Genomic DNA, 23898 nt, shown 5'->3' with positions numbered 1-23898 from the left:
TCAGGAGAACTGGCGATGACTACCGCGCCCAAGAACATGACCGACGTGATCATCCGGGACGTGACGTTGTACAGCGGCGGGCAATGGCTGACCGGCCACGACGTCGTCGTCTCGAATGGGGTGGTCGAATCGATCGAGAAGTCGACCGGCACCGCCACACCTGGAAGTGTGGACGGATCGGGGGCGTATCTGATCCCTGGGTTCGTCAACACCCATACGCACCTTCAGCAGTCACTGATGCGTGGGATCGCCGAAGGGGCACCGCTTCTCGAATGGCTACTCGCGGTCGCAGAAGAGTCGGTTCAGATCACTCCCGAGCGCGCATACGCGGCCACTGTCGCAGCCTCGCTGGAGGCATTGCGCAGCGGTACGACCACCCTGGTCGAACACATGTGGCCGCACCCGTCCAGCGAGGTTCACGATGCCGTGATCCGGGCGTTGCACGACACCGGGATTCGTGCGGTGCTGGGACGCGGAACCGCAGACCGGGCGGACAAGACGAGGAAGTGGGGCTTCGATCCGCGGCTCATGCAACCACTCGGAGACGTTCTCGCACATACGGATCAGATGATGCGGGACGTCGCCGGTTCCCGCATTGACGTGGCAGTCGCGGTACCGAACCCGCGTTCGCTGACCCCGGAGGGGATGTCGGAAGTGCGTGAGTTCGCGCAGGCTCGCGACCTGACGGTCTCGATTCACCTGCTCGAGACGCAGACCGACAACACGATGTGTACCGAACACGCGGGCATGAACGCGGTCGACTACCTGGATTCCCATGGGTTCTTGTGGGACCGGGTGCTGGCGGTCCACTGCGTCGAACTCGACGACCGTGGTCAGAAGGTGCTGGCGGAGCGCGGCGTCGGAGTGTCGTACAACCCCGTCAGCAACATGCGGCTCGGTAGCGGAATCGCGCCCGTCCCGAGTTTCCTCGACGCGGGGATCGCGGTGGGGTTGGGTGTGGACGGCGCAGCCAGCAACGATACTCAGGACATGCTCGAGACGCTGCGCACCGGCGCCTATGTGCAGCGAGCCGCGCGCGGCCGCGCCGACCTGCTCGGCTTCGAAGCCATGATCGACATCGCATCCGGCGGTGCAAACGCAGCACTCGGTCTGCCGGCCAGGTCCGGCGGGATCTCCGTGGGTGATCCCGCCGACCTCACCATGATTCGGTTCGAACGCGACTTCGGTTGCCTCCCGGTGCGAGATCCGGGCGCGTCCATTCTCACGACGGGCAGTCGTCAGATAGTGGACACGGTGTTGGTTGCGGGCGAGGTCGTGCTCCGCGACGGGCACTCCACTCGCGTCGACGAGGCGGAATTGATCCGCACGCTCAGCGCTTTGTGACTGTGCTCAGTCTTCGCTGATCTCCATCTCGATCAGGACGCGGCGCAACAGCTTTCCGGTGGCGTTGCGGGGAAGTTCGTCGATGAAGACGATCTCGCGGGGAACCTTGTAGCGCGCGAGATTCGACCGGACGTGATCCTTCAGCTCGTCGGAGTTCTGGTCGGCGCCGTGGGCGACGACGACAAACGCTCGCAGACGGTGCCCGAAGTCGGCGTCCTCGACTCCGATGACTGCCGCTTCCAAGACGTCCTCGCGATCGGCGAGCAGGTTCTCGACTTCGAGCGGGTAGACGTTCTCGCCACCGGAGACGATCATGTCGTCGTCGCGGCCGTCGACGAAGAGGAGGCCGTTGGCGTCGAAGTGTCCGACGTCGCCGGTCGAGAGAAGTCCGTCGATACGTTCCTTGTCGCGCCCGTCGGTGTATCCCTCGAAGCTCAGCCCGCTGGCGACGAAGATCCTGCCGATCGTGTGTGGGGTGGTGATCTTCTTGTTGTTCTCGTCGAACAGTTCGACGTGACAGGTCACCGGAGCGCGGCCCGCGGTTCCCGGCGCAATGGTCAGATCCTCGGGAGTCGCGACCGTGGCCACTGCGACCTCGGTGGATCCGTACAGGTTGTAGAGGACGTACCCGAACGAGGCCGTGACTCGCTTGCACAGGTCGGGTGAGAGTGACGAACCTGCCGAGAAGATGATCTTCAGGTTCGACGTGTCGTACTTGGACAGCACGTCGGGACCGAGGTCGATGATGCGAGTGAGCATCGTCGGGACCACGACCAGACTGTCGCACTTGTACTGGGCGACAAGCTTGATCGTGTTCTCCGGATCGAACTTTCGATGCATGACGACGGTCTGGCCGAGCGCCAACGCGAGAGCGAACTGCGAGACACCGGTTCCGTGGAAGGCGGGGGCCGCCATCATCATGGTCTGTCCGCGGCGCAACGGCACGCGGTCGAGGAACTGCGCCGACGCGAGAGGGGAGGTGTGGCCACGCGGCGCACCCTTGGGAGTTCCCGTTGTGCCGCTGGTGAGGAGGACGAAGCCACCGTTCTTCTCGGGTGCCGGCACCGACGACGTGGTGCGTCCGGCGATGGCCTCGTCGAGAGTGGCTGCCGTGGAACCGTCAGCGGCCGTGCCCTCTGGCCAGGAACGATAGACGACGACGTCGTCCGGCAAGGCATCGGCGATGTCCGCGAACTCGTCGTCGTAGACGAAGGCGACCACCTTCTCCCGCGCGGCGACGTCCACGAGTTGGGGCCGAGCGAAGCCCGTGTTCATGAGAACGAGCTTCGTTCCGTTCTTTGCTGCCGCCAGCATGGTCAGGACCAAGCCTCGATGGTTACGGCACATCGCACCCATGACGGAGTCGGAGGTGATGCCGTCGGCCTGCCACGCCCGGACCAACGCGTTGCTCTGACGCTCGAGCTCGGCATAGGTGATGGGTCCGCGCTCGTCGATGACCGCCACCGCATCGTAGCCGTTCTCGGCGTGTGCATGGACCGGCCCGGCAAAGGGTCCGTACTTGTCCACGGCTGCAATGGATTTGAGCCCGCGATCGAGGCGAGGGAACGGGACGAGTCCGGCTCGGAACATGACCCCCGCCGCGCCGATGGTGTCAGTGACCTTGGTGACCAATCCGGGCATACGTGAACCTCTTCCGAGCGTCGTTGTAGGACTGATTACACACTAATGCGCAATCAGGTTTCGGTGGTGAAGTTTCACGATGGCGACCGAGCACTCCGCCCCGCCGCCTCGAAAGGTGGAGGGGCGGAGTGTTTCGGGATCTGGTCCGTGCGACCGTCACTTCAGTTCGGCGGACGACTTTCCGAGCAGGCGGCGTGCGACGATCAGCTGCTGGATCTGCTGGGTGCCCTCGAAGATGTCGAGAATCTTCGAGTCGCGGCCCCACTTCTCGAGCAACGGGCGCTGCGAGTAGCCGTAAGTGCCGGCCAACTCGACTGCCTTGAGCGTCACGTCGGTGCCGGTGCGGCCGGCCTTCGCCTTGGACATGGACGCTTCGAGCGAGTTCGGCTTCTTGTTGTCGGCCATCCACGCCGCGCGCAGAGACAGCAGGTACGCGGCCTCCCAGTCGGCTTCCAAACGGATGAACTCGGCTGCAGCTGCATGCTGGTTGTAGACCGGTGTGTCGTAGGAGATCTCGACACCGGCTTCGGTCAGGATGCCGCGCAGTTCTTCGAGAGCTGCGCGTCCGACGCCGACGGCCATGGCTGCAACGAGGGGCCGGGTGTTGTCGAACGTCTGCATGACGCCGGCAAAGCCCTGCTCCACGTTGACCTCCGGGCTGCCGAGGATGTTGTCCGCGGGAATGCGGCAATCCTGGAGCAGGAGTACTGCGGTGTCGGAGGCCTTGATGCCCAGCTTGTGCTCGAGGCGAGCAACGCTCAGGCCCGGTGCGTCACGCGGAACGACGAACGACTTGATGGCCGCTCGGCCCTTCGACTTGTCGACCGACGCCCACACGACGATGTGCGTCGAACGCTCACCGGCGGTGACGAAGATCTTCTCGCCGTTGAGAACCCACTCGTCGCCGTCGAGAACGGCGGTGGTGGTCACGGCGGCGGAGTCGGAACCGAAACTCGGTTCGGTGATGGCCATCGAGGCCCACACCTTGCCGAAACGTTCGAGCTGTTCGTCGGTTGACACTGCGGCGATCGCGGCGTTGCCGAGCCCCTGGTAGGGGATCGAGAGCATGAGTCCGACGTCGCCCCAAGACGTTTCGAGCGAGTTGAGGAGCGCAGACATGTTGCCGCCGTTGGCGTTGCCACCCTTGGCGCTCGCGTCGGACCGTCCGCCGCTGGCACCGCCGATGTCTCCACCGGAATCGGAGAGGCCTTCCACCATGGCAGCCATGGTGTCGAGCTCGACCGGGTACTCGTGCTCGGCAAGATCGTACTTACGTGAAATGGGTCGGAAGATCTGCGCCGCGACCTGATGTGCCTGGTTCGCTGATGCTTTGAGCTTCTTGGGAAGTTCGAGGTTGATCATCGTGGTTCTCCTGGAAGTTCAGCGGCGTCAGATGAGGACGATGCCCTCGGCAACGCCGATGGCACGGAGGTCGCGGTACCAGCGCTCGACCGGGTGTTCCTTGGTGAACCCGTGTCCACCGAGGAGTTGCACACCGTCGAGGCCGATCTGCATGCCCTTCTCGGAAGCCAGCTTCCGGGCCAGAGCGGATTCGCGAGCGAAGGACAAGCCCTGCTCGGCGCGTGAAGCGCCCCGAAGCGTGACCAGGCGCAGTCCGTCGAGTTCGATGCCGATGTTGGCGACCATGAAGGCAACCGCCTGGCGGTGGCTGATCGGCTCGCCGAACGCTTCGCGCTCGTTGACGTACGGAATCACGTAGTCGAGAACTGCCTGGCTGGTTCCGACGGCCATGGACGCCCAACCGAGGCGAGCCAGGCGAATCGCGTCGGCGTATTCGGCCTTGCGCTGCTCGGCGTCACCGTCGCCGAGCAGTGCGGACTCCGGCACAGCGACATCGGTGAGGATCAGGCGACCCAGGCCTGCGGCGCGCAGTCCCATGCTGGGATCTGCTTCGACGACGAGTCCCTTGGTGTCGGATTCGACGATGAAGAAGGACGGCTTGCCGTCGAGTTCTGCGGCGATGACGAAGAGCTCGGACGTAGCCGCGGCGGGCACCAAGCTCTTGACGCCGTTGAGCTTGTAGCCGCTGGGGGAGCGAACTGCCTTGGTCTGCAGGGCAAACGGATCGAACAGTGCGCGTGGTTCGTTGACCACCACTGCTGCGCCGGGGACCTGCTCGCCGGTGAAGGCCGGAAGGTAGGTCTTCTGCTGCGCGTCGGTGCCCCACTGCGTCAGTGCGACTGCAACGCCGCTGGGTGCGAGGATCGGAAGTGCAAGCCCCATGTCTCCGTGCGCAAGTGCCTCGGCAACAAGAGAATTGGTGACTGCGCCGCGATCGGCAGCTGCTCCGTCGAGTTCTTCGGGAACATTGATCAGCGTGATGCCGAGCTCGGCTGCGCGCTTGGAGAGATCGGCGGGTGCCTGCGCTGCGCCGTCGGCGTCGTGCGCTGCGGGACGCAGGATCTCGGCCGCGAACTCGCGCACGGTCTCGACGATCATCTTCTGGTCGTCGTCGGGGGTCAGATCGAAGTAGTCGGCGTTCTTGCTCGGGTTGTCGGGCAGGCGCTTGGGTGCGCCGTTGCCCGAGACCTTCTGGAATCCTCGAGTGGCGGCACCCAGGGTTTTGAAGCCCGTCTTGGTGCCCTCGTAGGTCACGCGATCGATGGTCTGACGCAGATTGAACTTCTCGGCCAGTTCCGAACCGGTGATCTTGGTAAGCACACGCATGGCTGCGCCCATGGCGTCGCGTTTGATCGGGTTCAGGCCGACGGCGGACGTGTCGCGGGGCGCACCCTTGGCGCCGCCGCGCTGCGCGCCCGATTCGCTGCGCTGAGCGCTCTTGTCGGGGGCAACACTGTCTTGCTTGGTCATGATCACCAGCTGTTTCTCGGTGTTGGGGCGTTGGACGATCCTTATCTTACTCATCAGTAAGGTCTGTTGTCGAGAAACCGCGAAATGATGCGCGTCATAGGCTCGAGGGGTGAACCGGACAGAGGTGCCAGATCGGATACAGCGGTACGTGCGCTACACGCCGTTGGTGGTGGTCCCGTGCCTGTTGATCGCCAGCACGTATCCGGGGGAGTATCGAGTTCCCCTCACCTACTGGATTCTGTCGATGCTGTCGGCGCTCGCCTTCGCTGTCGGCCGTCGATGGCCGGTCTTCGCGTCCCTGGTCATCTCGGCGCTCGCCGTTCCGATGTTCGTCGCCGACGCCTGGGGGCTGTCCGAGCTTGTTCCGTATCTCGGGGCGGTCGCCGTCGTCGACGTCACGATGCGGGCCGAGCGTAGAGAAATGGTTGCCGTATCGGCAGCAGGATGGTGCGGTTCGGTGCTCGCGGGGATCTGGTTCGAATCTCACGAAGCGTTCTGGTCTGTCACGACGGCTGTGAAAGTGCTTGCGTACGTGGGGTTGCCACTGCTGCTCGGGCTGTATCTACGCTCGCAGCGTGAATTGGCCGCGAACAATCTTGCGCAGACCCGCGCTGCGGAGCGCAGTGCGCTCGCCCGCGAACTGCACGACCTGGTTGCGCACCACATGGCATCGATCGTCCTGAGAATCGGCGTGGCTCAACATGTCTTGGCGCCCCAGGACGAGGCCGTGCGTGAGGTCCTCGCGGATGTGCGTGGGACTGCGTCCGATGCGCTGGCCGATATCCGTCGCCTCCTGGTCGCACTTCGTGATCCTTCGCTCGGTGAGGTCGCTCTGGTGGAGCCGGATGCCGTCGAGGCGGAAATCGAGGCGGCGATAGATCGTGTGCGTGCGGCGGGTTTCGAGGTGCAGGCAGTCTTCGATGCCCAGGAGAATGTCGAGTCAGGCGCAGCCGATCTCGACGCGATCGGGAGGCTGACGTTGTTGCGGGTGATTCAGGAATCACTGACCAACGTCATGAAGCATGGCGACAAGAAGGGGCTGGTATCGGTCTCGGTCGGTCGCGAAGACAACCGGGTGCATGTCAGGGTTGTCAACGACGTCGAGGGATCGCCTCGGAGTGCAGGTCATGGCCTGGTGGGAATGCAGGAGCGTGCGGAGTTGGTCGGCGGCGAGATGACCGCCGGCACCAACAGTGACGGGAAATGGGAAGTGCACGTGAGTATTCCACTCGTTGTCTCGGGCGGTGTCTCGTGATCAGCGTGCTGATCGTCGACGACCAGCGACTTGTGCGCGCCGGTTTGCGGATGCTGTGCGCGGCAGCCGAGGACATGACCGTGGCCGGTGAGGCGTCGAACGGCGTCGAGGCGGTAGCGCTCGCTGCAGAATTGGATCCCGACGTGATTCTGATGGACTTGAGAATGCCCGGGCTGGACGGGATCGGCGCCACGCAGCAGATCGTCAAGGCCGGTCGTCGAGCGCGCATCCTCGTGCTGACCACCTTCGACGACGACGATCATCTGTATCCCGCACTCGCCGCGGGGGCTTCGGGATTCTTCGTCAAGGACACCGAACCCGCCGAGTTGCTCGGTGCCATTCGGCGGATCGCCGAGGGCGAGATGGTGTTCACTCCGGAACTTCTCCGCCGCGTTGTGGATCGAGCGGTGATCGGTGGTATCGCAGACACTGCTGCGACGGAGAAGGTTCCGTTGACCGATCGCGAATCGCAGGTCCTCGCGCTGGTGGCAGAAGGGAAGAGCAATCAGGAGATCGCGGACACGCTGCATCTCGGTGTGACCACGGTGAAGACGCACGTGGCGAACCTGATGTCGAAGACCGGTTGCGACAATCGGGTTCGCCTCGCCGTGTACCACTTGCAGAACTTTCAGTGACCGGAGTGCGAAGCAGACGAAGGCATCGGCATGTCCATCGGCATGTCCATCTGCATCGGAGCCGCCTTCTGTCCCGGTTCGAGGACGAGGAATTGGCCCATCATCCCTTGGTCCTCGTGCATCAGCAGGTGGCAGTGGAACATGTACGGGAAGGTGGGATCGGTGTACTCGGACCACTGCAGCGCGACGCGAATCCTACTGCCCGGTGGTGTGTAAACAGTGTCCTTGAGTCCTCGTAAGTGAGGCGGAGGAGTGCGACCGTCGACGTCGAGGATCTGGAACTGTACGTCGTGGACATGGAAATTGTGTGGCCAGTTGTCCTTGTTGGTGATCGTCCACACCTCGGTCGCGCCGACTTCGGCCTCGAAGTCGATGCGGTTCATGTCCATTCGTTGCCCGTTGATCATGTACCACTGCAGATCGAAGGTTCGGGAAACGCTTGCCTTCGACGGATCCAGACGCGGCAGTACGGCCAACTGCGCCGGGAGAGTCGACCGTGACGCGCGGCTGGCAACGCCCCGCAGTTCGAGGATGTCGAAGCGGTCGTTCATGCCGAAGTTCTCGGCGTCGGAGGAACTCACGCCACCGCCGTCCTCGATCGGGAACGACACCAGTGTGGTCGTCGCACCGGGGTCGACGCGAACCACGATCTCGGCTCGTTCGCCGGGGCTGAGCTGAATCCGCTTGATCGCAATAGGTGATTCGAGCAGTCCGCCGTCGGTGGCAATCAGATCGAACGTGCGGTCGTCGGGGAACCCCAGGTTGTAGAGACGGCCGGAAGAGCCGTTCAGAATGCGTAACCGGACGACCCCGGTGGTGACGTCGAGGTAGGCGTCGGAGATGCCGTTGGTGACGATCGTGTCGCCGAGCAGGCCTATGTCGGTCGGATCCGATTCGTCGAAGCTGCCGTCGGCGAGGAATCGACGATCCTGGATGATCAGCGGAACATCGTCGACACCATAGGTTTTGGGGATGTCCAACGCCCGCGTGTCGGCGTCGTCGATCAGGAACAGTCCGGCGAGACCGCGCTGCACGTGCCGTTCGGTGGATCCGTGCGGGTGTGGGTGATACCAGAGCGTCGACGCCGACTGGCCGATCGTCCACGCCGGTTCCCAGCGTCCGCCGGCTTCGATGGTCTGGTGCGGGCCGCCGTCGTATCGGGCGGGCAGATGCATGCCGTGCCAATGGACGGTCGTGGGCTCTGCCAGTGTGTTGTCGATCGTGAATGCGACAGATTCTCCGCGTTCGGCGCGGACGGTCGGCCCCAGAATGGATCCGTTGAAACCCCAAGTGTCGGTGAGTTTTCCCGCGACGATCTCGGTGGTCCCGGCACCGGCACGAAGTGTGAAGTGGCGAACACCGGCGTCGTCGACGGTGGATTCGGCAAGCGGCGGAATCGGTAGCGGACGCGAAGTTCCGGCCACCGCCAACGTGGCGCTCTTCGCTGCCGGGTCGGCGCCGCAGCCCACCGCGAGCCCGAGGGGCGCTGCGGCCAGACCGAACAGAATCGTGCGCCTGGAAATCCGGTTCATCGTTCTCCTGGAAGTAGTGCGTGATCAACTACTTCCAGTCAACGGGCCGAGATGTCGTGCCGAATCCTGCCGACGGGCCTGTCGGAACTCCTCCCTCGGACCCTTGCGGCGGGTGGGATGTTCTGGTACTCGGGTGTTACCGCAGGCGGGCCAGAACGTCTTCGTGCAGCAGTCCGTTGGTGGCGACCGCGCTGCCGCCGTGCGGACCTGCGCCGCCGTCCAGATCGGTGAACGCGCCGCCGGCCTCACGGACCAATACGTCGAGCGCTGCCAGATCCCACAGGGAAACCTCGGGTTCGGCAGCAATGTCGACGGCGCCTTCGGCCACGAGGCAGTAGGAGAAGAAGTCCCCGTAACCGCGCACGCGCCAGACGTGGTCGGTGAGTTCGACGAACTGATCGCGAATTCCGCGGTCCTTCCACCCCGAGAGGCTCGAGAAGCTCAGGCTCGCTGACTCGCTGCGATCGACGGCGGATACCTGGATCGCCCGCGCATCACTGTCCCCGAAGGACGTATGTGCACCCAAACCTGTTGCAGCCCACCATCGCCGATTCAGTGCAGGTGCGCTCACGACGCCGATGACCGGGACGCCGTCCTCGAGCAAGCTGATCAGCGTGGCCCACACCGGTACGTTGCGGACGAAGTTCTTGGTCCCGTCGATGGGGTCGACCACCCACTGTCTGCCCTCGAAGACTGCGTCGCCGCCGAATTCTTCGCCGAGTACGGAATCCGCAGGACGATGCTCACCGAGCGTCGCGCGCACTGCTCGCTCGACAGCCAGATCGGCGTCGGAGACGGGGGTGAGGTCCGGCTTGTCGTCCACTCGAAGGTCGAGGGCGCCGAAGCGGGCGCGAGTGATCGCGTCAGCCTCGTCGGCGATACGGAGGGCGAGTGCGAGGTCGGATGCGCGATCGGTCACGGGTACACAACCTACCGGCTCAATCGGGGAGGACCTCGTTCAGCTTTCCGGTTGCGATGTCGAAGACGAATCCGCGTAGGGAGGTCGTCGCGGTGACGAACGGACTGTTCTCGATGCGCTTCAACGACTGACGGACGTCCTCGTCGATGTCGGGAAACGATTCGGCAGCCCAATTTGGTTTGATGCCGATCTCGTCCTGGATGGATCGCTTGAAGTCGTCGTCGGTGAACGTCAGCATTCCGCAGTCGGTGTGGTGGATGAGGATGATCTCGGTAGTTCCCAGCAGACGCTGGCTGATGGCCAGGGATCGGATCTCGTCGTCGGTGACGACTCCACCCGCATTGCGGATGACGTGCGATTCGCCTTCCTTGATTCCCAGCACCCGATAGACGTCGATGCGGGCGTCCATGCAGGCGAGTACGGCGACGTGTTTGCTGGGTGGGAGGGGGAGCGGTCCGGTGAACTGCTCGGCGTAGGCGGCGTTGTTCTGCAGGTATTCGTCGGTGACAGTCATCGTTCCAGTAGGTTCCCTCGGAGCGAGGTTGGCAAGGCTTCCAGTCCCGGTGATCCCAATACGTGACGGGCGGCAGGGCCGAGGTCGGCACCCGGTAGCCTTGAGAACCGTGCATCCCGACGTAATTGCAGACCTGAACGCCCTCGACACCACCCTTCGCACCTGCGAATCGGTTGTGGACGTCGAGGAGCTGCGCCGACGCATCGACGAGCTCGAGCACCAGGCAGCCGACCCGGGTCTGTGGAACGACCAGGAACACGCCCAGCAGGTCACGAGCCAGCTCTCCCACGCGCAGGCCGAGCTGCGCCGGATCGTGGCACTACGCGAGCGACTCGACGAGATGCCGATCCTCTACGAACTGGCAGAAGACGAAGGCCCCGACGCGGTGGCCGACGCCGACGCCGAGCGCGCGAGCCTGCGAGACGACATCGCGGCGATGGAAGTCAAGACCATGCTCTCGGGCGAGTACGACGAGCGCGACGCGCTCATCAACATCCGCTCCGGTGCCGGCGGTATCGACGCTGCAGACTGGGCCGAGATGCTCATGCGTATGTACATCCGCTGGGCGGAGAAGCACGACTACGGCGTCGAGGTCTACGACACGTCGTACGCCGAAGAAGCCGGACTCAAGAGCGCGACGTTCGCGATCAAAGGCCCGTACACGTACGGCACGTTGTCCGTCGAGATGGGCACCCACCGGCTCGTTCGCATCAGCCCCTTCGACAACCAGGGGCGTCGTCAGACGTCGTTCGCCGAGGTCGAGGTACTGCCGGTCGTCGAGACGACCGACCACATCGAGATCAACGAGAACGACATCCGCGTCGACGTCTACCGCTCGTCCGGTCCCGGCGGCCAGTCGGTCAACACGACGGACTCCGCCGTTCGACTCACGCACATCCCGACGGGAATCGTCGTCACCTGTCAGAACGAGAAGTCGCAGCTCCAGAACAAGGTGTCGGCGATGCGCGTCCTGCAGGCCAAGCTGCTCGCGGTCAAGCGTCAGGAAGAGCGCGCCGAGATGGATGCGCTCAAGGGCGACAGCGGCAGCTCGTGGGGCAACCAGATGCGCTCCTATGTTCTGCATCCGTACCAGATGGTCAAGGACCTGCGTACCGAGTACGAGGTCAACAACCCGTCGGCAGTGCTCGACGGCGACATCGACGGGTTCCTCGAGGCCGGCATCCGCTGGCGCATGAGCGAGAACCAGTCCGCATAGCGTTCGGATACCGAAAGGCACGATGACTTTACTTCGACCTGGGCAGAACCTGCTCGATTGGCTTCAAACCACCGGTTTGTCCGTCCTCATGACCGTGCTCGGGGCGATGATTCTCGCCCGGTTGGTCAGTTGGGGTGGCAACAAGGTCACCGACCAGATCGACTCCAACTATCAGTTGGGCGATGCGCTGGTTCGTTCCGAGGCGACCAAGCATCGTCACTCGGTCGCGCAGGTCATCACCTGGGTGGTCATCACGTTCATCTACGTGATCGCGACGCTGAAGGTTCTCGACCAACTGAACCTGCCGATCGGCAGTCTCGTCGCGCCGGCGACCGTTCTCGGTGCGGCGCTCGGTTTCGGTGCACAGCGCGTCGTGCAGGACATTCTTGCCGGTTTCTTCATCATCACCGAACGTCAGTACGGCTTCGGTGACACCGTGCGACTTGCGATCACCGGCTCCTCCGACGACGCCGAGGGTGTCATCGAGGACGTGACCCTGCGCGTGACGCGGATGCGGAACTCCGACGGCGAGGTCATCACCGTTCCCAACGGCCAGATCGTGAAAGCGACCAACCTGTCCAAGGATTGGGCACGCGCCGTCATCGACGTTCCGGTTCCGGCGACCGCCGATCTCACCCGGGTCAACGAGGTGCTTCGCCAGGTCGGAGTCGACGCGATGGCCGACCGCGGACTCAAGAAACTGCTGCTCGACGAGCCCACGGTCATGGGCGTCGAAAGCCTGGAGGTCGATCAGGTCAACGTGCGGATGGTCGCGCGCACACTCCCTGGCAAACAGTTCCAGGTCGGACGCGCTCTTCGCGTCCGCGTCGCCGCAGCACTGCGACGTCAGGGGATCACGGTGTCACCGGATCTGCACACCGTACGGACCGAGGAGGCGAGCGAATGACCGATCAGGAACCGCGCCGCGGACTCGACCGACTGTTTCACCTGGACTGGCTCCCGTCCCGGATTTTCGGCGGCCGGATGCGAACCTCTACCTTCATTCTCATCGTGGCGTGGATATTGACGTATCTGTTGCATACGTATCTCAATCCTGAGGACCCGACCGCAGTGACACCACCGCCCAGCGTGGACACGTCGCAGACCGAGCCTTACGTCGCGCCCTCGGTCAAACCGTCGACGACGACCCCCGTGCCGTCCTCGACCGAGCCGACGACTACGTCCGAGACCCAGTCTCCGGAATCGAGCACGGGCAGCTCAGGTTCTCCGACGCCGACTTCGGGTCCCGCGCCTGCGCCGGGCAACGCCGAACAGTCCGCGACCACGGTGCCGACCACTCCGGCGACGACGACCGTTCCCCAACCTGGCGCGGCGATGCAGGCACCGACGTCTGTGCCGCAGTCACCCGCGACCACCGGTACCGGATAAGGACGAGGGTGCTCGCGCGTGGCGCCAAGGTCACCGTTAGATAACGGCTAGACTGGCTAGTTGTGATCAGCATGAAGAATGTGTCGAAGTCCTACAAGGCCTCCACCAGGCCGGCGCTCGACAAGGTCAGTGTGGAGGTGGAGAAGGGGGAGTTCGTCTTCCTCATCGGCCCCTCCGGCTCCGGCAAGTCGACGTTCATGCGGTTGCTGCTCAAGATGGAGTCGCCCACGTCCGGCGACATCGAGGTCGCGGATTTCCACGTCAACAAGTTGGCGGCCCGCCGCGTGCCGAAGCTTCGCCAGAGCATGGGCTGTGTGTTCCAGGACTTCCGCTTGCTTCAGCAGAAGACGGTCTCCGAGAACGTGGCCTTTGCGTTGGAAGTCATCGGCAAGCCCCGCAACGTCATCGCGCGCACTGTGCCCGAGGTTCTCGACATGGTCGGTCTGGCCGGCAAAGCCGATCGACTGCCCACCGAACTTTCCGGCGGTGAGCAGCAGCGCGTCGCCATCGCCCGCGCATTCGTGAACCGCCCTCTCGTGCTGCTCGCCGACGAGCCCACCGGCAACCTGGACCCCGAAACGAGCCAGGACATCATGCTGCTGCTCGAGCGGATCAACCGCACCGGCACCACCGTCGTGATGGCGACCCACGATCACCACATCGTCGACTCCATGCGTCGACGCGTCATCGAACTCGATCTCGGCAAGGTGACCAGAGACGAAGCGCGGGGTGTGTACGGCGTCGGCAGGTAGCGCCGACTACGACCACACGTCCCGTACGCCCACCGGTTGTCGTGAAACAACCGGCCTCTCGAAAAGGAATCGGATTCCCCGATGCGCGCCAGCTTTATTTTCAGCGAAGTCCTGACCGGCCTACGCCGCAACATCACGATGACCATCGCCATGATCTTGACGACGGCGATCTCCCTCGGACTCTTCGGCGGCGGTCTGCTGGTCGTGCAGATGGCAGGAAAGACCCAGCAGATCTTCCTCGAACGCGTCGAGGTGCAGATCTTCCTGACCGACGACATCTCTTCGGCCGATCCCGGTTGCGAGCAGGAGATCTGCAGTTCGTTGCGCAAGGAACTCGAGCAGACTCCGTCCGTCGTCGCGGTTCAGTACCTCAACCGCGAAGACGCCGTGAAGGACGCCACCGAGCGCGTCTTCAAGGACCAGCCCGAACTGGCAGCCCTGGTGAGCCCGGACAGCTTCCCGGCGTCGTTCAAGGTCAAGCTCAGTGACCCGGAGCGGTTCGGCGTCATCAACGACACCTTCGGTTCGAGGCCCGGCGTCGAGAGTGTGCTCAATCAGCGCGAGTTGGTGGACCGACTGTTCAGCGTGCTCGGTGGAGTGCGCAACGCAGCGTTCGCGATCGCGATCGTCCAGGCGATAGCGGCCATCCTGCTCATCGCCAACATGGTCCAGATCGCCGCGTTCACGCGTCGTACCGAGGTCAACATCATGCGGTTGGTCGGCGCGACGCGTTGGTACACCCAGCTTCCGTTCCTCCTCGAAGCCGTCGTGGCGGCCTTGATCGGTGCGGTGCTCGCCATTGCCGGACTGTTCACGGCGAAGAACGTCTTCATCGACGGGGTCCTGTCCGACGTCTACGAAGCAAACATCGTGGCGCGGATATCCAACAGTGACGTGCTGTTCGTCTCGCCGATCCTCGTGCTTGCCGGTGTCGGAATGGCCGCGGTGACGGCGTACGTGACGCTGCGTCTGTACGTCCGCGAGTAATCGGTTTGCACGAGCTTCTATGCTGGAACAGCAAGAACCATTCGACAGCAAGACAGCGGACTGAGAGGCCCGGACAGTGAAGGAAAAGGGCCGCAAGGTCATTGCGACCAATCGCAAAGCACGCCACAACTACACGATCATCGACACCTACGAGGCCGGCATCGCTCTCGTCGGGACCGAGGTCAAGAGTCTGCGTGAAGGCAAGGCGTCGCTCGTCGACGCGTTCGCCACGGTGGACAACGGCGAAGTGTGGTTGCGCTCGTTGCACATTCCGGAGTACACGCAAGGCACGTGGAACAACCATTCGCCACGTCGTACCCGAAAGCTCCTGCTGCACAAGCGTGAGATCGAGCACCTCGTCGGCAAGACCCGCGAGGGAAACCAGACGCTGGTCCCGCTGTCGATGTACTTCAACGACGGCAAGGTCAAGGTCGAACTCGCACTGGCAAAGGGTAAGCAGGACTACGACAAGCGCCAGGACATGGCCAAGCGCACCGCCGAGCGCGAGGTGACCCGCGAGCTCGGTCGTCGTATCAAGGGCATGCGCTGACCTCCATCCTGCTTGCCCTCGTGGCGGCAGTTGCCTACGGAGTCAGCGACTTCGTCGGGGGAGTTGCGTCACGACGAGTTGCCGCACTGCGTGTGGTGATCGTCTCGTATCCACTCTCGCTCGTCATCGTTCTGATCGCAGCACCTTTCGTATCCGGGACGCTGACGCCGAACGGTCTGATCTGGGGCGCGATCGCGGGCGTCACGAGTGGTCTGGCGGTCTGGTGGTTCTATCTCGCGCTGGCAACCGGCCCCATGTCGGTGGTCTCGCCGCTGACAGCTGTTCTGGTGGCGGGCATTCCGGTGCTCGTCGGATTCGCATTCGGTGAGCGGCCGGGGTTGATCGCGTACCTGAGTATTGCCGTCGCGCTGGTCGCCGTCGTCCTGGTCAGCCGCGAGTCGCCTGACGACACCGCGGGTGAGGTCGCCGGCGGAATCACCCTCCGCTTCACCAGACAAGTGGCTCTTCTGACCGTCGGAAGCGGTGGCGCATTTGCACTCTCGTTCATCGCACTTCACCAGATCGGCGAGGACAGCGGACTGTGGGCGTTGGCCGTATCTCGAGGTGCCGCGACCGTCGTGGTGTGGTTGGTCGCGCTGGCGGCCGGTCACTTCGTTCTCCCACGAGGCGAGCCACTCAAGCTCGCGGTGTACGTCAGCGTCCTCGACGTCGTCGCGAACGGGACGATGATCTACGCCTTCCAAGGCGGAATGCTCTCACTGGTCAGCGTGATCGGTTCGCTGTATCCGGCTGCGACGGTTCTGCTCGCCATGGTGATGCTGGGCGAGCGGGTAAGCCGCGTGCAACAAGCGGGAATGCTGTTGGCGCTGGCGGCAGTCGGCATGATTGCCGTCGCTGGGGCGTAGTTCCTTTTCAGCGGCTGTGACCCGTACACCCATCGTAGGAACGCGCTGTTTCATTCCTCGACGAGTACCTGGGCTACTTGCACGCCGGATACCCCGATCCGACACCATCCTGTCAAAAGAGTCCCGCGTGGTTTGAACTGGTCTCCGATTGGCGGAGTGGCCAAATTGGAAACGCGGCGGCGGTGCGAGTTTGGTATCGCACCAAACTCAGGGCCTCGGAATAGCTCATGACGGCTCGACAATGCCCGCGGGCGAACCAAATTCAGTACTCCGCAGGAACATCCGAGTGGCCGCGGAAAGGTGGGCCACGGTTTCCTCCGGATCTCCGATATCAGCGGTGAACACCTCGACTCCCAACACGACGTCGGGAGCCACGACCCCCAACGCCCGCACAATCTCCGCGATCGGCGCCGTTCCCTCGCCAGGAGCCAGGCGGCCGGTCATCGGTACATAGGGATCGTGGCGGCCAGGCTGGACACGATCGCTGATCTGCACTTCGAATACCTGACCATGGGTAACCTCTGCAAGCTGGGTCGGCGTACCACCCGAGCGCAGACAGTGCCAAGTATCGAACAGGATTCCAACGCCGGGGTGGTCGGCTCGCCGGACGATGTCCAACGCCGCACCGAGATCCGGTATTCCTGTGCCGGGGATGAACTCCAGACTGACACGAACTCCGACCTCGGCTGCGCGGTCGGCGACTTGTCGCACCGCCGACGCCAGCGCGTTTCTCTTCACTGTCGGATCACCCAAGAAATGGGCGACGTTGAGAGTGCGAGCGTGAAGCGCCTCAGCGGCTTCGAGACACTCGTCGAGATCTACCATGAGCTTGCGCCAGTGTGGAGGTACCTCATCCAGTCGAGCAGAGCCGGGTAGATAGGTCATGAGCGCATCGATCACGCCAACAGTCACACCTAGATCGTCCAGGCGCTCCCGCACTCGGGAGTCGGCACTCTTCACAATCGAATATTGCGAGGGATGAACAGTGATCTCTGGAAAGCCGCCCCTACGGGCCAACTCGGCGAGCTGTATCAAATCAGCGTGTGGGATGCATCCCCAGCAGAGGGCAGTGCCCTCGATTGGCTGCACAGCCTGGTAGGTCATCGATGGCCACTTCTCTTCGTCACTCACACACACTCGGAGGTGATGTGCTGGTCCTGTCGTTGCGACTGCCGGCGGAACGAATACGGTCGACGCGGCTTACAGGTTGGAAGTCCAACATTGGATTGCGAAAGCGAGCTACCAGTGCGCGGGCCGTTTGTTTTCTATCTGGCTGCTCAGTAGTCAAATCAGCAAAAGGAGTTGAACCGCAGACTTTCAGGGGCGCGAAGGCAGCGCCGCAAGAACGTCGTCGTCGAGCTTCCACTCCGCGGCGGCAACATTTGATCGCACTTGTTCGGGGTTCATCGCACCGATGATCACAGAGGGAACGCTCTCCTGCGCGCACAGCCACGCTATGGCGAGTTCGAGTATCGAGTGTCCGTGCGCTTGTGCGAACGCTGACAGTTTCTCCACGTACTCGAAGTTCTCTTCCGTTGCCAGTGTGGCGAAGTACGGCGCACTTGCTAGTCGGCTGCCGGTCGGAAACGGCCGTCGCATCGTGTACTTACCGGTGAGCATTCCGGAAGCAAGCGGAAAGAAAGGGATGATTGACATTCCGACCTCGTGTGCGGCGGGAACAATGTCTGCCTCGATCGCGCGGTTGAGCAAATTCCATTCGACCTGGTTCGCCAATAAATGCGATGCGCCAGTACCGGTGGCGATGCCCTCGGCCTGCCTCATCTGATCCGCGGAGTAGTTCGAGCAAGCTACGTGGCGGGCTTTCCCTTTGGCTACCAGCCCATTCAACGCCTCGATGGCCTCCTCCAGTGGAGCATCGGGGTCAGGGACATGCTGGTAGTACAAGTCGATTCGATCGGTGCTGAGTCGCCGCAAGCTTGCCTCACAGCTATCCTCGATGCTTCGTGCGAGTACTCCGGGCTTGTAATCGACCTCACGCGGGCGTGGAATCGCTTTGGTGGCGATTACCACCTGGTCTCGTTGACCTGCGAGCGCCTTGCCGAGGATTTCCTCCGAGCGCCCGTTTCCGTACATCGTCGCTGTGTCAAAGTGGGTGACGCCCTCATCGAGGGCGGTACGGACGACCTCCGTACTCCCCTCAGGGTCCAGCCGGGTACCAAAGTTGTTACACCCTAAGCCAATACGCGAGACTTGAAGATCGCGCGCGAGTTGTCGTAATTCCATGTCATTCCCCTTGTTTTCGCCACTTACGTGAATTCGTCGCCCCGCGAACTCGACGAATGATTGGACGCAAGATCAATTACCCTGCAAGAGCTCTGAGCGGTCGGCAGGCCCTGTGGGACGAACGAACATCTACATTCCATACATCGACAAGGTTGGTCCGCCGACCCACTTCATCGGAGCGATTCAAATCGTGCACGAGCCCGGACCGCAGTAGGAAGTGGTTTTTTCCACTCATCGGGATTCCTCTTCTCGGTCATGATGATTCATCGGGCTAGCTATCTCGCGTGGAGACAGGCGGCGCGGTACAACAGTTGGCATTGGTTTGGCCGGATTCTCAGTCATCTCTCAACGATGTGCGCCCGCTCCACCGAGTCACCCGCTTGTAGATGTCCTCGCTTCTCGGAGAATTTTCTTCAGCCGCGTCTGTCGGCCGGCGCTGCGCGTAGGTGAACCCGCTCGCCTTGTTTTCCGAAGAGGCTGATCGCCTCGGCCGGCCGTCCGTCGGCAGCACTGATGCGGTGCGGGATGTGCGTGTCGAACTCGGCGGCCTCGCCTGCCCCCATGATGAAATCCCGGTCGCCGAGTTGGAGTCGGATGCGCCCGGACAGAACGTAGACCCACTCGTAGCCCTCGTGGGATCCCGGTTCGCGATCGTCGTCGGTGGGCGAGATGATCATCTTGTAGGCCTGCAGATTGCCGGGTTGACTGGTCAGCGGAATGACCGTCATACATCCGACCGTTCGAGGTTCTTCTCGAACGCGGGGGTCCTTGATCTTGCTGTTCACCAGGTCGTCCAACGGGACGCCGTGTGCCTTGGCAATCGGCAGCAGCAACTCCAAGTTGGCTCGGCGAGTACCGGATTCGAGTCTCGACAGTGTGCTGACGCTGATGTCGGTGGTCTCCGACAGGTCGGCCAGGGTCATCTCGGACTGCTGGCGCAACGCACGTAGGCGAGGGCCGATGCCGGCTAGTACGGCTTCGAACGATGGTTCGGTCATGCACTCATTTTGCCAAAGTGGCAACAGTGTTTGTCAAGACTGCGTTCTCTTGTCATTCTGGATTCATGACGCAGAACTCATTCGACGTAGCAGTAATCGGAGCCGGTGCGGCAGGCCTCAACGCCGCACTCATTCTCGGTCAGGCACGCAGGTCCGTGATCGTCTTCGACAACGGATCGCCACGGAACGCGGCCGCCGACCACATGAACGGATTCCTCTCCCGTGACGGCATGAACCCGGCAGAATTGTTGACCATCGGCCGAGGTGAGGTCCGCAAATTCGGCGGCGAGTTCCATGACGGCACCGTTGTCTCCGTGACACGGGACGGCGAGAAATTCTCGGTAGAACTGGCTGACGGCAGCAAGATTCAGGTGCGCAAGGTGCTTGTTTCGACGGGTCTGACGGACCGCCTACCGGTAGAACTCGAAGTCTTCGGCGAGCGTTGGGGACGCGATGTGTTGCACTGCCCGTACTGCCACGGGTACGGCGTGCGTGATCAGCCGCTCGGCGTGATCGCCAAGAGCGCGGAATTTGCGATGCACCAGGCGCTCATGGTTCGCCAGTGGTCCGATGACGTGGTTCTCTTCCTTCATCGCATCACCGAACTGAGTTCCGAAGATCGGGAAAAGCTTGCGGCTCGCGGTATTTCGATCGTCGAGGGTGAGGTTGCCGGTCCCGTCGTCGAGGATGATCGGTTGGTGGGCGTGCGGTTGGCCGACGGCAGTGTGGTCGCGCGTTCGGCGGTCTTTGTCGGTGGCGCCCTCACGATGGACCCCAACGATGCGATCTTGCGCGCATTCGGTGCGCAGCGCGCCGAGACGATGATGGGCGATTTTGTCACAGTCGACATGATGGGGGCCACAAGCGTGCCCGGCGTGTTCGCTGCGGGCAATGTCGTGGACCCGGGTGCCCAGGTCATCATGGCCGCAGCCGCCGGGGCGAAGGCCGGAGCGGGGATCAACATGATGTTGACCAACGACGACCTCGAGGTTGCACTCGCGCTTCGCAGTTGAATTGTGCGTAGCGTGGGGTGATGGACGCAGTGAGAGTGTTGATCACGGGTGCGACCGGATACATCGGCGGACGTCTTGCCCCTCGCCTGGTCGAAGAGGGTCATCGAGTTCGAGTGGTGGTGCGCAGCCCGGAGAAACTACGCGATGTTCCCTGGCACGATTCCGTGGAGATCAAGCGCGGGGATCTGACCGACAGTGGCACCCTCTCAGGTGTTTTCGACGATATCGACGTGGTCTACTACCTCGTTCACGCCATGGGTGGGGGAGGGTCGTTCTCGGATATCGACAAGCGAAGCGCGGAGAACGTCGCCGCCGCTGCCCGCGATGCGGGGGTGCGACGGATCGTCTACCTGGGCGGGCTTCATCCGTCCGACCGAGAGTTGTCGACTCACTTGCAGTCCCGGCTCGAAGTCGGTCGGATCCTGCTCGACTCCGAGGTTCCGACGGTTGTGTTCCAAGCTGGAGTGGTGATCGGATCGGGTTCGGCGTCCTTCGAAATGGTGCGCCACTTGACCAATCGGCTTCCGGTGATGACCACACCCAAGTGGGTGCACAACAACATTCAGCCGATCGCGGTGCGTGACGTACTCCACTATTTGATTGCAGCCGCGGCGACGACGCCGGAGGTCAACCGCGCCTTCGACATCGGTGGGCCGGATGTCATGCAGTACGGCGAAATGATGAACACCTACGCCGACGTCGCTGGATTGGTACGCCGACGCATCCTCGTCCTGCCCGTCCTCACCCCGCGTCTGGCAGGTCACTGGGTGGGATTGGTCACGCCGATCCCACGAGGTTTGGCGATGCCCCTGATCGAATCCCTGCAGAACGACGCGGTGATGCACAATCACGACATCGACGGCTTCATCCCGCCTCCCGCCGAGGGCCTCACGCCGTATCGAGAAGCGGTGCGACTGGCACTTCGAAAGATCGACACCGGTGAGGTGGAGACGGCGTGGTCCGGTGCAACGATCGCGGGCGCTCCATCCGATCCTCTTCCATCCGACCCGGATTGGGCCGGCGAAGCGGTCTACGTCGATCATCGCGAACGTGACTGCGCGGCGGATCCGAAAACCCTCTGGTCGGTGGTCGAGTCGATCGGCGGCGAGAACGGTTGGTATTCATTCCCTTTGGCGTGGGCCATTCGGGGGTGGATGGACCGCGCGGTCGGTGGTGTCGGACTGCGCCGGGGCAGGCGGGATCCACGCCGGCTCAACACGGGCGAAGCCCTGGACTTTTGGAGGGTCGAAGAAATCGATCGAGGCAAGTTGCTCCGATTGCGCGCCGAGATGAAGGTCCCGGGCGGAGCATGGTTGGAGTTGCGAGTATCAGAAGGCCCAGCCGGTGCCGACGGACGGCCGGTGGGTTCCCACCTCGATCAACGCGCGGTCTTCTTCCCTCGCGGGCTCGCGGGTCGGGCGTACTGGTATTCGATCCTGCCTTTCCACGGAGTCGTCTTCCAGGGGATGATCACCAACATCACCGGTGCCGCCGAGCGTGAGATGGCTGCGGTGCAGGAAACGGGTGCAGTGCAGGAAGCGGGTGCAGTGCAGGAAACGGCTGGGCCGAAGGACACGGAAAGTGCCGCCGATTAATTGGTATGACTTCCGAACTTCGGCGCGTTATAGTGAATAGCCCCACGAAAGACGCGGGGCACACACGGGGCTGAACGGTTTCGACTGCGTGTGTTGAGTTAGGGGAAGCGTGTCGGTGCAGGCAAGAGACCACCGTAAGCGTCGCTGCAAACCTATAAGCGCCGATTCCAATCAGCGCGACTACGCTCTCGCTGCCTAAGTAGCGAAGCGTGTCTGTCAGCCCGGGGTTGCCCTCGACCCGGTTCCTGGCATCAGCTAGAGGGCTTTACTGTTCGGCTCGGTCACGGAGTCGAATGGGACATCAAACAGTGACTGGGATCGTCATCCTGGCTTGTTCGCGAGACTGGGAGATCCAAGTAGAGACTTAGCGAACTGCACACGGAGAAGCCCTAGCGATTCAACGTAGGACCCGGGTTCAATTCCCGGCAGCTCCACAACAGGTCGGGCCGGAGAGCACACGCTCTCCGGCCCGACCTTTTTGCTGCCTTCTTGCTGCTGTCTTGCTGCGGCACTCTGCTGTGTGGCCCGGGCCTTCTTGCGATCAGGAGCCGAAGAATCCCAGGTCGACCGAGCCGACGAAGCCGGGAGCTTCCTTGGCCAGCGGCTTGCCGTCCAGATCGGCAGGCAATGCAATGCCCAGGCTCTGGAGGATTGTCGGGGTGATGTCGGCGATCGTGTACGAGTCTGTGTTCTGACCGGCCGCGTATCCCGAGCCGCGTGCTATGACGAATGTCGTTGCTTCCGCGGGTGTCTGACCGCCGTGCCCACCGGCGGGCTTGTGCCCGTGATCCGCAGTGACCAGTACAGTCCACTTCTCGCCGGTCTTTGCTGCGCGCTGATCGACGGCATCGACAATCTTGCCCACCTGAGCATCGACCGAGGCGATGGACTCTTCGTACGCAGCGCCGTTGGTGCCGCCGCTATGTCCCGCGCCGTCCACCTGATCGAGTTGGGTGAAGATCAGGTCAGGTCCCTTGTCTGTGATGTCGCGGGCGACGGCGTCTGCCGTCGCAGCGTCGGTGGCCGCTCCGGAACCTGCATCGGCCGTGGTGACGACAACGTCGGCTTTCGGTGTCCCACTGGAGGCGATGTTGTCGATGCCGCCCCAGGTGGAGATCGATTCGGTGAGGAGGGAGGGCTTTGCTGTTTCCAGCCGGGTGAAGACGCTCGGGTAGAGGTCGAAGCGGGCGCCCGCGTACGTGTTGTCCTTGACTCCGTGCTTGGTATCCCAGACTCCGGTCAGGATGGTCGACCACGACGGTCCGGAGATGGTGGTGTGGCCGAGGATGGAAGATTCTCCGCTGGTTCCTTCGGCGATCAGCTTCTGGAGGCGGGGAGCGTCGGCGGTCTTGATGTGGCTGAGCATAGTGCCGTCGAGGCCGATGACAACTGTCTTCTCGGCGGCCGACGGATTGAGGTCGGACGATCCGGGAATTGCTGCAGCAGTTGCAGTTCCGGCAGCAACAGCGCCAGCGAGGAGGAGTGTGATAGCGGCTGAGGTGCGTGCGATTTTCTTGGTCACGCTAAGCATCTTGCGATAGGACTAGACCAATTGCACTACCTGGATGTGAGGGTTGTCCTGTTGTTCACGGCAGATTCAGATTGGACTAGACCAA

22 protein-coding genes and 1 other RNA gene are annotated in these 23898 nt (G+C 62.8%); 13 read left to right on the top strand and 10 right to left on the bottom strand.

Annotated features, from left to right (window positions below; genetic code table 11):
• Nucleotides 1-15 precede the first annotated feature (15 nt).
• Nucleotides 16-1344 (top strand): amidohydrolase family protein, encoded by a 1329-nt coding sequence (locus RhoBH5_RS04375; RefSeq protein ID WP_218748855.1) that lies wholly within the window; start codon nt 16-18, stop codon nt 1342-1344.
• A gap of 6 nt (nt 1345-1350) precedes the next feature.
• On the opposite strand, the gene RhoBH5_RS04370 is transcribed toward RhoBH5_RS04375, so the two are convergent.
• The 3 genes from RhoBH5_RS04370 to RhoBH5_RS04360 form a co-directional block, all read right to left on the bottom strand.
• Complete coding sequence (locus RhoBH5_RS04370; protein WP_042450089.1) at nt 1351-2985, bottom strand: acyl-CoA synthetase; 1635 nt, start codon at nt 2983-2985, stop codon at nt 1351-1353.
• Between the two features lie 156 nt (nt 2986-3141).
• Entirely contained in the window at nt 3142-4347 is a 1206-nt protein-coding gene (locus RhoBH5_RS04365; protein WP_003942363.1) for an acyl-CoA dehydrogenase family protein, read from the bottom strand.
• 27 nt (nt 4348-4374) lie between these two features.
• Complete coding sequence (locus RhoBH5_RS04360; RefSeq protein ID WP_050655137.1) at nt 4375-5823, bottom strand: acyl-CoA dehydrogenase family protein; 1449 nt, start codon at nt 5821-5823, stop codon at nt 4375-4377.
• Nucleotides 5824-5926: 103 nt separating this feature from the next.
• Between RhoBH5_RS04360 and RhoBH5_RS04355 the strand changes: the two genes are divergently transcribed.
• Together RhoBH5_RS04355 and RhoBH5_RS04350 are read left to right on the top strand one after the other, a co-directional pair.
• On the top strand, nt 5927-7072 hold the full coding sequence (locus tag RhoBH5_RS04355; RefSeq protein WP_270007978.1) for a sensor histidine kinase: 1146 nt from the start codon (nt 5927-5929) through the stop codon (nt 7070-7072).
• The gene (locus RhoBH5_RS04350) at nt 7069-7707 is read left to right on the top strand and encodes a response regulator (RefSeq protein ID WP_047271656.1); all 639 of its coding nucleotides are present in this window, start codon (nt 7069-7071) and stop codon (nt 7705-7707) included. The genes RhoBH5_RS04355 and RhoBH5_RS04350 overlap by 4 nt, the downstream gene beginning before the upstream one ends.
• Here the strand turns inward: RhoBH5_RS04350 and RhoBH5_RS04345 are convergent.
• From RhoBH5_RS04345 to RhoBH5_RS04335, 3 genes are all read right to left on the bottom strand, one after another.
• Nucleotides 7701-9239 carry a multicopper oxidase family protein gene (locus RhoBH5_RS04345; protein WP_270007977.1) on the bottom strand — a complete coding sequence of 513 codons (1539 nt, stop codon included), beginning with the start codon at nt 9237-9239 and terminating at the stop codon, nt 7701-7703. The genes RhoBH5_RS04350 and RhoBH5_RS04345 overlap by 7 nt on opposite strands.
• Nucleotides 9240-9375: 136 nt before the next feature.
• A complete protein-coding gene (hisN, locus tag RhoBH5_RS04340; RefSeq protein WP_007731284.1) occupies nt 9376-10158 on the bottom strand; it encodes a histidinol-phosphatase in 783 nt (260 codons plus the stop codon).
• Nucleotides 10159-10177: 19 nt separating this feature from the next.
• A complete protein-coding gene (locus RhoBH5_RS04335; RefSeq protein ID WP_270007976.1) occupies nt 10178-10672 on the bottom strand; it encodes a beta-class carbonic anhydrase in 495 nt (164 codons plus the stop codon).
• Nucleotides 10673-10781: 109 nt separating this feature from the next.
• Here RhoBH5_RS04335 and prfB point away from each other — a divergent pair, with 109 nt between their 5' ends.
• From prfB to RhoBH5_RS04300, 7 genes are all read left to right on the top strand, one after another.
• Nucleotides 10782-11888 carry a peptide chain release factor 2 gene (gene prfB, locus RhoBH5_RS04330; RefSeq protein ID WP_003942364.1) on the top strand — a complete coding sequence of 369 codons (1107 nt, stop codon included), beginning with the start codon at nt 10782-10784 and terminating at the stop codon, nt 11886-11888.
• A gap of 22 nt (nt 11889-11910) precedes the next feature.
• Nucleotides 11911-12795, top strand: a complete 885-nt coding sequence (locus RhoBH5_RS04325; protein ID WP_003942304.1) for a mechanosensitive ion channel family protein — start codon at nt 11911-11913, stop codon at nt 12793-12795.
• Nucleotides 12792-13277: a hypothetical protein gene (locus tag RhoBH5_RS04320; RefSeq protein ID WP_007731286.1), complete on the top strand. Its 486-nt coding sequence runs from the start codon at nt 12792-12794 to the stop codon at nt 13275-13277. The genes RhoBH5_RS04325 and RhoBH5_RS04320 overlap by 4 nt, the downstream gene beginning before the upstream one ends.
• 71 nt (nt 13278-13348) lie before the next feature.
• Entirely contained in the window at nt 13349-14029 is a 681-nt protein-coding gene (gene ftsE / locus RhoBH5_RS04315) for a cell division ATP-binding protein FtsE (RefSeq protein WP_020969258.1), read from the top strand.
• 81 nt (nt 14030-14110) lie between these two features.
• Nucleotides 14111-15016, top strand: a complete 906-nt coding sequence (ftsX, locus tag RhoBH5_RS04310) for a permease-like cell division protein FtsX (protein WP_003942367.1) — start codon at nt 14111-14113, stop codon at nt 15014-15016.
• Nucleotides 15017-15092: 76 nt separating this feature from the next.
• Nucleotides 15093-15566: an SsrA-binding protein SmpB gene (smpB, locus tag RhoBH5_RS04305; RefSeq protein ID WP_003942330.1), complete on the top strand. Its 474-nt coding sequence runs from the start codon at nt 15093-15095 to the stop codon at nt 15564-15566.
• Nucleotides 15567-15574: 8 nt separating this feature from the next.
• Nucleotides 15575-16432, top strand: coding sequence for a DMT family transporter (locus tag RhoBH5_RS04300; protein ID WP_270008064.1), 858 nt, complete (start codon nt 15575-15577; stop codon nt 16430-16432).
• A gap of 225 nt (nt 16433-16657) precedes the next feature.
• On the opposite strand, the gene RhoBH5_RS04295 is transcribed toward RhoBH5_RS04300, so the two are convergent.
• The 3 genes from RhoBH5_RS04295 to RhoBH5_RS04285 form a co-directional block, all read right to left on the bottom strand.
• Nucleotides 16658-17536 (bottom strand): sugar phosphate isomerase/epimerase family protein, encoded by an 879-nt coding sequence (locus tag RhoBH5_RS04295; RefSeq protein WP_270007975.1) that lies wholly within the window; start codon nt 17534-17536, stop codon nt 16658-16660.
• A 213-nt stretch (nt 17537-17749) separates the two neighbouring features.
• Nucleotides 17750-18676: an aldo/keto reductase gene (locus tag RhoBH5_RS04290; protein ID WP_030534980.1), complete on the bottom strand. Its 927-nt coding sequence runs from the start codon at nt 18674-18676 to the stop codon at nt 17750-17752.
• 413 nt (nt 18677-19089) lie between these two features.
• A complete protein-coding gene (locus RhoBH5_RS04285; RefSeq protein WP_042450077.1) occupies nt 19090-19674 on the bottom strand; it encodes a helix-turn-helix domain-containing protein in 585 nt (194 codons plus the stop codon).
• A 65-nt stretch (nt 19675-19739) separates the two neighbouring features.
• Here RhoBH5_RS04285 and RhoBH5_RS04280 point away from each other — a divergent pair, with 65 nt between their 5' ends.
• From RhoBH5_RS04280 to ssrA, 3 genes are all read left to right on the top strand, one after another.
• Nucleotides 19740-20687 (top strand): NAD(P)/FAD-dependent oxidoreductase, encoded by a 948-nt coding sequence (locus RhoBH5_RS04280; protein ID WP_192712536.1) that lies wholly within the window; start codon nt 19740-19742, stop codon nt 20685-20687.
• 20 nt (nt 20688-20707) lie between these two features.
• Nucleotides 20708-22282 (top strand): SDR family oxidoreductase, encoded by a 1575-nt coding sequence (locus RhoBH5_RS04275; protein WP_192712535.1) that lies wholly within the window; start codon nt 20708-20710, stop codon nt 22280-22282.
• Between the two features lie 66 nt (nt 22283-22348).
• Nucleotides 22349-22719: a transfer-messenger RNA gene (gene ssrA / locus RhoBH5_RS04270) on the top strand.
• A gap of 104 nt (nt 22720-22823) precedes the next feature.
• Here the strand turns inward: ssrA and RhoBH5_RS04265 are convergent.
• Nucleotides 22824-23813 carry an alkaline phosphatase family protein gene (locus RhoBH5_RS04265; RefSeq protein WP_202426910.1) on the bottom strand — a complete coding sequence of 330 codons (990 nt, stop codon included), beginning with the start codon at nt 23811-23813 and terminating at the stop codon, nt 22824-22826.
• Nucleotides 23814-23898: the final 85 nt, after the last annotated feature.

This window comes from Rhodococcus sp. BH5, from assembly GCF_027583855.1.
In the GTDB taxonomy this organism is placed as follows: Bacteria; Actinomycetota; Actinomycetes; order Mycobacteriales; family Mycobacteriaceae; genus Rhodococcus_F; species Rhodococcus_F qingshengii.
Note: the sequence above shows the minus strand (reverse complement) of the source record. Positions and strands in the feature narration are given on the sequence as shown.